Here is a 10,343-nt window from a genome sequence, read left to right on the forward strand (position 1 = left end):
GCGCCGAGCAGGCCGCCGGGGTCCCGGTGGCGCAGCAGTGCAGGGGTCTGGCCAGCGAAGTGGGGCTGGCCCGCCGTGACTCCCCCGCCCGCGGCAGCACCCACCTGGGCATGGCCCGCGCGTCGGTCGAGGAGATGCCCCACACCCTGGCGGCGCTGGAATCCGGGGCTCTGTCCGAGTGGCGGGCAACACTGATCGTGCAGCAGTCGGCCTGTCTGAGTGTCGAACACCGGCGCCAACTCGATGCCGAGCTGTGCGGCGACGCCGCAGGCCTCGAGGGCTGGGGCAACGCGCGGGTCGAAGCCGAGGCCAAGAAGATCGCCGCGCGCCTGGACGCCGCGGCGGTGGTGGCGCGCAGCGCCAAAGCCACCGAAGACCGCTGCGTGACCATCCGACCGGCTCCCGACACCATGACCTACGTGACCGCACTGTTGCCGGTCGCCCAGGGGGTCGCGTTGTGGGCTGCGTTGAAGCGCCTGGCCGACACCACGTTCGACGGCCGGACCCGCGGCCAGGTCATGGCCGACGCCCTCGTCGAGCGGGTCACCGGGCGCCCGGCCGAGCAGCCTGTTCCGGTCGCGCTGAACCTCGTGCTGGCCGACACCACACTGTTCGGCGGCGACGACAGTCCCGGCTGGCTGGCGGACTATGGGCCGGTGCCGGCCGCGGTGGTCCGCCATCTGGTCGGCGACGCGGTCAGCGACGAGCACGCCAAGGCGAGTCTGCGGCGGCTCTACCGGCACCCGCGGTCCGGGCAGCTCGTCGCGCTGGAGTCGCAGGCCCGACGATTCCCGAAGGCCCTCGCGGCGTTCATCGGGCTGCGCGACCAGACGTGCCGCACCCCGTTCTGCGACGCCCCCGTCCGGCATCGCGACCACGCCGATCCCAAACGGTGCGGCGGGGCGACGGACTCGGTCAACGGGCTGGGGCTGTGTGCGCGCTGCAACTACGTCAAGGAGGCCCTGGGCTGGCGGGTGGTGGCCAGCCAGAAGGGCGGCGTGCACCGCGCCGAGTTCCACACCCCGACCGGGGCCACCTACCGCTCCACGGCCCCGCCGCTGCCCGGGCCACCGGTGATGCACATGGCCGAGGTCGAGGCTCGGATCACCATCGCGCTGGCTGACCCGCACGCCGCTTAGGGCACACGTCTGCTCAGATCGCGTCGGGGTCCTCGGCCATTGCATCGGCGACCCGTTGCGTCACCTCGATCGCGGTGCGCGCCCAGGCCGGTGTCGCTGCGGCCAGCCCACATGCGGGGGTGACGCCGATGCGCTCCCGCAGCACCGAACGGGCGAACCCGAGCCGGTCGGTCACCGCGGCAACCGACGCCGCGACCTGCTCGACCACCGGGCGGGCGGCCGAGGGGGTGCTCGGCACCGCGCCCAGCAGCACGGTGCGGCCCGATTCGACGAACTCCCCGATTCCGTCCAGGTCGGCGGCGGTCAGGGTCGCGACGTCGACCGATACCGCGTCGATGGTGCTGCGCTGCAACAGCTGCCAGGGAAGCCCGACCGCGCAACTGTGCACCACGGCCTCACCGCCGACCGCGGCCACACATTCGTCGAGCAGACCGCCGACCACCGCCTCGTCCACCGGATGGACCGGCGAGAGGCTGGTCACCCCGGTCAGCCGCCCGGCCAGCGCCGCCGGCAGGGAGGGCTCGTCGAACTGCACCACCACCGGGGTGTCCAGCCGGCGGGCCACCTGCGCGCGGTGTGCCGCCACCCCCTCGGCAAGCGACGTGGTGAGATCACGCACCGCGCCGGCATCGGTGATGGCGCGATGACCGCCGGGAAGCTCCAGGTGCGCGGCCAGGGTCACCGGCCCCGGCGCCTGAACCTTGACCACCCGCCCGGCACCCCGCAGCCCCGCCCTCTCCCAGGCTTCTTCGAACGCGTCGATGTCTTCGTCGAGCAGGCTCGCGGCCCGCCGCGTCGTGGTACGGCGCCCGGCCGCGATCCGGTAACCACGGGGCACCGTGTCCAGGGCGATGTCGACCAGCAGCGCACCGGCGCGGCCGACCGTGTCGGCCCCCACCCCACGGGCGGGGAGTTCTACCAGATGCGGGAGCCGGTGCAGCTCGCCGACGATGATCTCGGCGGCTTCCCGGGCCGAGGAACCCGGCCAGGACCCGATGCCGGTCGCGGTAGCGAAAACACTCACTCGCCCGACGATATTCGACCCCGATACAGTCATCGCATGACGGCCCGCTCGTGCACGTCAGCGCTGTGCACCGCGGTGGTGCTGGCCGCGACGTTGGGTGGGTGCACCGCTGAGGTGACCGGGACGGCGGTGCGGCCGGCCCCCGGCCTCGACGAGGACTCCCGGTCTCCGGTCGACGTCGACGCCGTGCTGCTCGACCGGGCCCGGTTGCAGGCCATCACCGGCGCCGGCGACGACCTGACACCGGTGCCGGGAATGCAGAGCAAGACGCCGGTCGACATCGAGATGTTGCTGGAAACCGTTCCACGGCAGTGCCAGTGGGTGTTCGCCGAAACCCAGGTGTTCGGACCCGACGTCGAGGAGTTCTACAAGACCACCTACCAGAGCCCAGATCGGGGCAGCCTGCTCTCCCAGGCGGCAGCCGGCTACCGCGACCCGCAGACCGCGCTGGCCGCGTTCGACGGCCTCGTCGCCCGCATCAGCGAGTGCGACCGGAGCCGCTCGGGCAGGGCCCTAGTGGGCGAGGTGAGCGTGACCCCGGACTCGGTGCGCACCCGGCCCGGCGACTGCGGACGTGACTACCGGATCAAATCGGCGGTGCTCGTCGAGGTGACGTTCTGCTCGGTCTCGGCGACGGTGCCCGACATCGTCATGGCCAACATCCTGGACAACGTGCCCGGCTAGTGCGCCGCCCTGATGGTGGCACTGCCCAGCACCTCGTCGCCGTCGGGGTCACGCCGGTAGAGCACCATCGTCTGTCCGGGCGCCACACCCCGCAGCGGGTTGCGCAGCTCGGCGACCAGACAACCCTGGCGCAGTTCGGCGACGGCCTCGCTGATGCCGCCGTGGGCGCGCACCTGGACCGCGCACTCCACCGGGCCGCGCGGCGCGGCCCCCGAGGTGAACACCGGCGAATCACCCTGCAACACGGTCACGTCGAGATCGGACATGGTACCGACGTGCACGGTGGAGGTGGCGGCGTCGATACCGGTCACATACCGCGGTCGCCCGTCCGGGCCGGGACCGGCGATGCCCAGACCCTTGCGCTGGCCGACGGTGAACCCGTGCACGCCGTCGTGTTCGGCCAGCACCGCCCCGCTCGAATCCACCACGCTGCCGCGGCGCACCCCGATGCGGGCGCCGAGGAAGGCCTGGGTGTCCCCCGACGGGATGAAACAGATGTCGTGACTGTCCGCTTTCTGCGCGACCGCCAGCCCGCGGCGGGCCGCCTCCTGCCGGATCTGTTCCTTGGGGGTGTCACCGATCGGGAACATCGCGTGGGCGAGCTGGTCTGCGGTGAGCACGGCCAGCACGTAGGACTGGTCCTTGTCCCCGTCGACCGCCCGGCGCAACCGACCGTCCGACAGCCTCGCGTAGTGCCCGGTGGCCACCGCATCGAATCCGAGCGCCAGCGCGCGGGAGGCCAGCGCGGAGAACTTGATCCGCTCGTTGCAGCGCACGCACGGATTGGGTGTTTCGCCGCGGGCATAGGCGTCGACGAAGTCGTCGATCACGTCCTCTTTGAACCGGTCGGCGAAATCCCAGACGTAGAAGGGAATGTCGAGCACATCGGCGACGCGGCGGGCGTCGCCGGCGTCCTCCTTCGAGCAGCAGCCGCGCGAACCGGTGCGCAGGGTGCCCGGCGCCGAGGACAACGCGAGGTGCACGCCGACGACATCGTGGCCGGCGTCGACCATCCGGGCGGCGGCCACCGACGAGTCGACGCCGCCGCTCATCGCGACGAGCACCCGCGTTCCGGTTGACGGCTGCTTCGGGTGAGCGCTCATCAGGTCTGCCGCCCACCCGAACTCGCCAGTGCGGCGTGCCGCGCCCGCTCCACCGCGGCGGGCAGCACCTCCAGCACCGCGTCGACGTCCGATTCGGTGCTGTTGTGCCCCAACGACAACCGCAGCGATCCTCGCGCACCCGCTGGATCGGCACCCATCGCCAGCAACACATGGGAGGGTTGCGCCACCCCGGCGGTGCACGCCGAACCCGTCGAGCATTCGATGCCCTTGGCATCCAACAACATCAGCAGGGAGTCGCCTTCGCAACCGCGGAACGTGAAGTGCGCGTTGCCGGGTAATCTGCCCTCGGCCGGGGCACCGTTGACCTCGACGTCGTCGATGGCGGCCAGCACCCCGTCGATAAGCCGGTCACGCAGCGCCCGGACCCGCGCCCCTGCGCTCTCGACGCCGTCGACGGCGGCTTGCGCGGCCACGGCCATCGCCACGGCGCCGGCGACGTCCTGAGTGCCCGAGCGCACATCGCGCTCCTGACCCCCGCCATGCAGCTGGGGCACGCACGCGACGTCGCGGCGCAGCAGCAGCGCCCCGACTCCGGTGGGCCCACCGAACTTGTGCGCGGCCACGCTCATGGCGGCCAGTCCGCTGGTGGCGAAGTCGACCGGGATGTGGCCGACCGCCTGGATGGCGTCACTGTGCACCGGGATGCCGAACTCGGCAGCGGTCGCGGTCAGCTCCGGGACCGGCATGACCGTGCCGACCTCGTTGTTCGCCCACATCACCGAAATCAGCGCGACATCGCTGGGATCCCCGAGGGCCGCGCGCAGCCCTGCGGCGCTGACCGCACCGTGCTCGTCGACCGGCAGCCAGGTGACCTGCGCACCTTCGTGTTCAGCCAGCCACTGCACCGCGTCGAGGACAGCATGGTGTTCGACGGCGGTGGTGATAATCCGACGGCGGCGCGGATCGGCGTCACGGCGCGCCCAGTAGATTCCCTTGACGGCCAGGTTGTCGCTCTCAGTGCCACCCGCGGTGAAGATCACCTCCGAGGGCCGCGCACCCAGCACGTTGGCCAGCGTTTCGCGGGACTCCTCGAGCCGGCGCCGGGCCACACGACCTGAGCCGTGCAGCGAGGAGGCGTTGCCCACGGTCGCCAGCACAGCAGCCATCGCCTCGACGGCCTCGGGGCGCATCGGGGTGGTGGCGGCATGGTCCAGATAGACCGGGCCCGGCACAGTCATAACCGTTCCACCATAGCCGTCCTGCGCCGACCGGCCTCATCGCGCTCACGCCACCAGCGCGTGACCCTCACCGCAGTCGGTCGTCGCCACCAGCGCAGGCCGGTCCGGCCGGCCGCGCACGGCTGCTTCGCAGCGTGCAGCCAGCTCCCGGCGGTCGGTTCCCGGCAGTTGCAGCGACTCGACGTGAATGTGGCAGACGGTACGGCGGGCGGTGATGACGCGCCGCACCGACGTCAGCAGCGAGTCGTCGCCGACGAACGCCGGCACGGTGGACGGCCTGCCGTCGCGGTGCCGGTAGTGCAGCCGCAGCGGCTGCACCGGCCGTCCGGAGTCGACGGCCGCCTGGAACATCGCGGGGCGGAATCGCCCGTAGCCCAGGCCGCACCATGTGGTGCCCTCGGGGAACGCGATCACGGTGTGCCCGGCCCGCAGCCGCTCGGCGACGGCGGACACCACGGCCGGCAGCCTGCGCAGCCGCTCACGGTCGATGGGGATGATCTTCATGATCCGCACGATCGGGCCCAGGGCCGGCCACTCGACGAGATCGGCTCGGGCCACGTAGGAACCGGGCAGCACGGTGCCGATGGTGAAGACGTCCAGCCACGACACGTGGCCGCTGACCACCAGCACACCGGGCACGTTGCGGATCGGCCCGCCGGACACCTGCATCCGGACCCCGAGGCAGCGCAGCATCAACCGGCAGTAGCCGCGCTGCAGGTGCGACCGGCCGGGCATCGGCACGGCCAGCAGCCACACTCCGCAGAACAGGGTCAGGGCCGCCGCCGTGCGCAGCGCGGTGCGGCATGCGACCACCCACCTGCGTCCCGGGCAGTCGGCGCCTGCATGCACGCATCCGGCGCCGCAGCTGGCCCGCTGCAACCAGGCGTGCTCGGCCGCGAGCGTCACGCGGACTCACCCACCGCGACCGCCGCGGCACCCACCGACCGCAACCGCTTCAGATAGCGGGTGTCGGCGCGGCGTTTGTCGAGCAGCGCCGGGAAGTCACCCACCCCGAAGTCGGGGTCGTGCGCCGGTTCTCCGCACACCTGCGCGCCGAGCCGCAGATAGCCGCGCATCAGCGGCGGCACCGCCACCCGCGGGGGCGGTTCGATGTCATCGAGGGCGCAGCCGTCGAGCACGACCGGCCGGTACGGATACACCGTGCAGTCGGCGGGGGCGGCGTGCCGGCGCAGGACGAAGTCGCGCACGCCGCGCAGTTGGCTGCCCGGGCGTGCCTCCCCCAGCGGATCGGCGACCGGCACCGAGACACAACCGGTGACGTAGTCGTAGCCGCTGCGGTCCAGGTAGGCCAGGATCCCGGCCCACATCAGCAGCACCACGGCACCGTTGCGGTGACCGTCACGCACCACTGCCCGGCCCATCTCGACCAGTGAGGATCGCAGCGGGTCCAGCGCCGAGACGTCGAATTCGGTGGCGGTGTAGAGACCGCCGGCGGCGATCGCGCCGGGCGGCGGCAGCATGCGGTAGCACCCGACCAGCTCGCCGGTGTCGTCGTCTCGGACCAGCAGGTGATCGCAGTGTTCGTCGAACCGGTCGGCGTCGAGCCCACCGGAGCTTCCGTCGTCGTTGAGGGTGAACCCGGGCTCGGAGGTGAACACCTCGTGGCGCAGACGTTGCGCGGCTTGGATGGAGTCGGCGTCGGTGCACAGCAGCATCGAATAGCGGGGATGGCCCGATTCGCCGTCTGCGGTGTTCCAGGTGTCGGACGGGATGAGTACAGAAGCAGTGCTCATAGCGAGCACGGTCGCGCAGGTGTCGGGCGCGACGGCAATCGATACGTGACGTGTTCGTGAGCGCTGGGTGACGGTTCGGGTTGTCAAGATCATGCCGACCAGCGCAAAAGGCCCCCGTTTCCGGCGGAAACGGGGGCCTTGGCGTCTGCTCGCGCAGCGAGGATCAGCCCTTGCGGGCCTTGACCGCCTCGGTCAGCTGCGGGGTCACCTTGAACAGGTCGCCCACGATGCCCAGATCGGCGATCTCGAAGATCGGGGCTTCCTCATCCTTGTTGACCGCGATGATCGTCTTCGAGGTCTGCATCCCGGCACGGTGCTGGATGGCACCGGAGATGCCCAGCGCGATGTAGAGCTGCGGCGACACGGTCTTGCCGGTCTGGCCGACCTGGAACTGGCCCGGGTAGTAGCCGGAGTCCACCGCGGCGCGCGACGCGCCCACGGCGCCGCCGAGCGAGTCGGCCAGCTCCTCGACGATCTTGAAGTTCTCCTCGCTGCCGACGCCACGGCCACCGGAGACGACGACCGTCGCCTCGCTCAGCTCGGGACGGTCACCGGCGACAGCCGGCTCGCGGGAGGTGATCTTCGTCGCGTTCTCGGCCGGAGCCGGGACCTCGACCTTGACGACCTCGCCGGCGCCGTCGGCGGGCTCGGCGTCGAACGAGCCCGGACGCAGCGTGATCACCGGGGTCTCACCGACGGGCTCGGCCTCGACGGTGTAGGCACCACCGAAGATCGAGTGCACGACCTTGCCGCCGGCCTGGACGTCGACGACGTCGCCCAGGATGCCGGCGCCGATGCGGGCAGCCAGCCGGCCCGCGATCTCCTTGCCGTCGGCGTTGGACGCCAGCAGCACCGCGGCCGGGGTGGCCGACTCGGCCAGCGCGGCCAGGACGTCGACATACGGGGTGATCAGGTACTTCTCGGCGTCGTCGGACTCGGCGACGTAGATCTTGGCGGCGCCGGCGGCCTTCAGGCCGTCGACGAGCCCGTCGGAGGTGCCCGGTTTGCCCACCACGACGGCGGCGGGCTCGCCCAGCACCCGGGCGGCGGTGATCAGTTCGGCGGTGACCTTCTTGAGCTCACCTTCGGCGTGCTCGACGAGCACGAGTACTTCAGCCATGGGTTTCGTCTACCTCTGTGTCTGTCTGTGGGTGAAAGTTCTTCGATGAGCTCTAGATGATCTTCTGCGCGACGAGGTATTCGGCGATCTTGCTGCCGCCCTCACCCTCGTCGGTGACCTTCTCGCCGGCGGTCTTGGGCGGCTTCGGGGTCGAGGACAGCACCTTCGACCCGGCGTTGGCCACGCCCACCTCGTCGCCCTCGACACCGATCTCGGCCAGGGTCAGGGAGGTCACTTCCTTCTTCTTGGCGGCCATGATGCCCTTGAAGGACGGGAAGCGGGGCTCGTTGATCTTCTCGTTGACGCTGACCACGGCGGGCAGCGTCGCCTCGAGGGTGAACACGCCCTCGTCGGTCTCGCGCTCACCGGTGACCTTGCCGTTGTCCACGCTGAGCTTGCGCACGTGGGTCAGCTGGGGCAGGCCGAGATACTCGGCGATGATGGCCGGAACCGCCCCGCCGGTGCCGTCGGTGGCCTCGTTGCCGGCGATGACCAGCTCGGTGCCCTCGATGGTGCCCAGGGCGCGGGCCAGCGCCCAGCCGGTCTGGACCATGTCCGAACCGCTCATGCCCTCGTCGACGAGGTGCACGGCCTTGTCGGCGCCCATGGACAGTGCCTTGCGGATGGCCTCGGTGGCGCGCTCGGGACCGGCGGTCAGCACCGTGACCGTGCTGTCGCCGCCTTCTTTCTCCTTGATCAGCAGCGCCTCTTCGACGGCGCGCTCGTTGATCTCGTCGAGCACGGCGTCGGCAGCATCACGGTCGAGGGTCCAATCACCCTCGGACAGCTTGCGCTCGGACCACGTGTCAGGGACCTGTTTGATCAGGACCACGATATTCGTCATGACTCTGGTTCGTCCTCCTCGGAAGGGGCCCTCTGAGGGCCTTTGCCGGCCTGCCATACCACGTTTGAAGCAATCACCACCATGTTACCCGTGGGTAACTTTGTGTGGTTCGCAGGAACACCATAGCTGGTCGAAGTTTGTGCTCGATCAACCCGTCGGGGAGGAACAGACGGGGCGAACGGTTCGCCGCTGCGCGGTTACGGGTTAGCCTGCCTCCCCATGGGCGCTTGCGCGAAGAGAAGATGGACCCGGTGAGCGCTTGCGCGAAGAGAAGATGGACCCGATGAGCTCAGCTATGACCGGCGCGGCCGGCAACGGCCGGCCGACCGGGGGAAACGCATCCCCGCACGAGGCCCGCGAGGCTGTGGACACCGCTGCGCTGCCGCTGACCGGTGAACGCACCGTTCCCGGCATCGCGGAGGAGAACTACTGGTTCCGCCGCCACGAGGTCGTCTACCGGCGGCTGGCCGACCGCTGCCTCGGCCGCGACGTGCTCGAAGCCGGATGTGGCGAAGGTTACGGCGCCGATCTGATCGCCGACGTCGCGCACCGGGTGATCGGCCTGGACTACGACGCGTCGACCGTCGAGCACGTCCGGGCCCGCTATCCCCGCATCGAGATGCGCCAGGGCAACCTCGCCGACCTGCCGCTGCCCGACGAGTCGGTGGACGTCGTGGTCAACTTCCAGGTCATCGAACACCTCTGGGACCAAGGCCGGTTCGTCGCCGAGTGCCACCGGGTGCTGCGCCCGGGCGGGCTGCTGCTGATGTCGACACCGAACCGCATCACCTTCTCCCCTGGCCGCGACACCCCGGTCAACCCGTTCCACACCCGCGAACTCAACGCCGCCGAGCTCACCGAACTGCTCGAATCGGCCGGTCTGTTCACCGTGCGATCGATGCTCGGCGTCTACCACTCGGCCCACCTGACCACCCTGGACGACCGGCACGGCGGATCGATCATCGACGCCCAGATCGCGCGGGCGGTGGCCGACGCACCGTGGCCCGCCGACCTGCTCGCCGACATCGAATCCATCACCGTCGACGACTTCGACCTCGAACCGGCAGGCCACGGCATCGACATCGACGACAGCCTGGACCTGGTGGCGATCGCGGAGCGGACATGACCGAACCGCAGACGGAGGCCGTCCCCGGGCTGTTCACACTGGTCCTGCACACCCACCTGCCGTGGCTGGCCCACCACGGCCGCTGGCCGGTCGGCGAGGAGTGGCTCTACCAGTCCTGGTCGGCGGCGTATCTGCCGCTGATGCGGGTGCTGCGCGCGCTGGCCGCAGAAGACCGCCGCCACCTCGTCACCCTCGGCGTCACCCCGGTGGTCGCCGCCCAACTCGACGACCCCTACTGCCTGCAGGGCATGCAGCACTGGCTGGCCAACTGGGGGCTGCGGGCTCTCGAGGCCGCCACCATCCGCACCGCGACGGGCCCGGCGCCGGCGTCCACGCCCGAGGCACTGCGC

General features: G+C 70.7%; 10 protein-coding genes and 1 pseudogene. 4 read left to right on the top strand and 7 right to left on the bottom strand.

What is annotated here, in order from left to right:
- The coding region (locus ACXAID_RS24685) for an HNH endonuclease (protein ID WP_475024816.1) at positions 1–1,139 on the top strand (1,139 nt) is incomplete at its 5' end.
- A gap of 13 nt (positions 1,140–1,152) precedes the next feature.
- Here ACXAID_RS24685 and ACXAID_RS24690 read toward each other — a convergent pair.
- Entirely contained in the window at positions 1,153–2,163 is a 1,011-nt protein-coding gene (locus tag ACXAID_RS24690; protein WP_475024817.1) for a uroporphyrinogen decarboxylase/cobalamine-independent methonine synthase family protein, read from the bottom strand.
- Positions 2,164–2,199: 36 nt separating this feature from the next.
- Between ACXAID_RS24690 and ACXAID_RS24695 the strand changes: the two genes are divergently transcribed.
- On the top strand, positions 2,200–2,847 hold the full coding sequence (locus ACXAID_RS24695; protein ID WP_475024818.1) for a sensor domain-containing protein: 648 nt from the start codon (positions 2,200–2,202) through the stop codon (positions 2,845–2,847).
- Here the strand turns inward: ACXAID_RS24695 and mnmA are convergent.
- From mnmA to ACXAID_RS24725, 6 genes are all read right to left on the bottom strand, one after another.
- On the bottom strand, positions 2,844–3,950 hold the full coding sequence (mnmA, locus tag ACXAID_RS24700) for a tRNA 2-thiouridine(34) synthase MnmA (protein WP_475024819.1): 1,107 nt from the start codon (positions 3,948–3,950) through the stop codon (positions 2,844–2,846). The genes ACXAID_RS24695 and mnmA overlap by 4 nt on opposite strands.
- Positions 3,950–5,149 (bottom strand): cysteine desulfurase family protein, encoded by a 1,200-nt coding sequence (locus ACXAID_RS24705; RefSeq protein WP_475024820.1) that lies wholly within the window; start codon positions 5,147–5,149, stop codon positions 3,950–3,952. The genes mnmA and ACXAID_RS24705 overlap by 1 nt, the downstream gene beginning before the upstream one ends.
- A gap of 45 nt (positions 5,150–5,194) precedes the next feature.
- The gene (locus tag ACXAID_RS24710; protein ID WP_475024821.1) at positions 5,195–6,055 is read right to left on the bottom strand and encodes a lysophospholipid acyltransferase family protein; all 861 of its coding nucleotides are present in this window, start codon (positions 6,053–6,055) and stop codon (positions 5,195–5,197) included.
- The gene (locus ACXAID_RS24715) at positions 6,052–6,903 is read right to left on the bottom strand and encodes a GNAT family N-acetyltransferase (RefSeq protein WP_475024822.1); all 852 of its coding nucleotides are present in this window, start codon (positions 6,901–6,903) and stop codon (positions 6,052–6,054) included. The genes ACXAID_RS24710 and ACXAID_RS24715 overlap by 4 nt, the downstream gene beginning before the upstream one ends.
- 163 nt (positions 6,904–7,066) lie before the next feature.
- A complete protein-coding gene (locus ACXAID_RS24720) occupies positions 7,067–8,023 on the bottom strand; it encodes an electron transfer flavoprotein subunit alpha/FixB family protein (RefSeq protein WP_475024823.1) in 957 nt (318 codons plus the stop codon).
- Positions 8,024–8,075: 52 nt separating this feature from the next.
- Positions 8,076–8,867, bottom strand: a complete 792-nt coding sequence (locus ACXAID_RS24725; protein WP_475024824.1) for an electron transfer flavoprotein subunit beta/FixA family protein — start codon at positions 8,865–8,867, stop codon at positions 8,076–8,078.
- A 283-nt stretch (positions 8,868–9,150) separates the two neighbouring features.
- On the opposite strand from ACXAID_RS24725, the gene ACXAID_RS24730 reads away from it, so the two are divergent.
- The gene (locus ACXAID_RS24730) at positions 9,151–9,993 is read left to right on the top strand and encodes a class I SAM-dependent methyltransferase (protein WP_475024825.1); all 843 of its coding nucleotides are present in this window, start codon (positions 9,151–9,153) and stop codon (positions 9,991–9,993) included.
- Positions 9,990–10,343, top strand: a pseudogene (locus tag ACXAID_RS24735) (1,4-alpha-glucan branching protein); the annotation flags it as partial. The gene ACXAID_RS24730 and the pseudogene ACXAID_RS24735, both read left to right, overlap by 4 nt.

The organism is Mycobacterium sp. ABE4_509 (assembly GCF_056160785.1).

Bases quoted from the DNA above. Each gene is read 5' to 3' on its own strand.
- ACXAID_RS24695 (WP_475024818.1), top strand. From the start codon at position 2,200: ATGACGGCCCGCTCGTGCACGTCAGCGCTGTGCACCGCGGTGGTGCTG.
- mnmA (WP_475024819.1), bottom strand. From the start codon at position 3,950: ATGAGCGCTCACCCGAAGCAGCCGTCAACCGGAACGCGGGTGCTCGTC.
- ACXAID_RS24705 (WP_475024820.1), bottom strand. From the start codon at position 5,149: ATGACTGTGCCGGGCCCGGTCTATCTGGACCATGCCGCCACCACCCCG.
- ACXAID_RS24715 (WP_475024822.1), bottom strand. From the start codon at position 6,903: ATGAGCACTGCTTCTGTACTCATCCCGTCCGACACCTGGAACACCGCA.
- ACXAID_RS24720 (WP_475024823.1), bottom strand. From the start codon at position 8,023: ATGGCTGAAGTACTCGTGCTCGTCGAGCACGCCGAAGGTGAGCTCAAG.
- ACXAID_RS24725 (WP_475024824.1), bottom strand. From the start codon at position 8,867: ATGACGAATATCGTGGTCCTGATCAAACAGGTCCCTGACACGTGGTCC.
- ACXAID_RS24730 (WP_475024825.1), top strand. From the start codon at position 9,151: ATGAGCTCAGCTATGACCGGCGCGGCCGGCAACGGCCGGCCGACCGGG.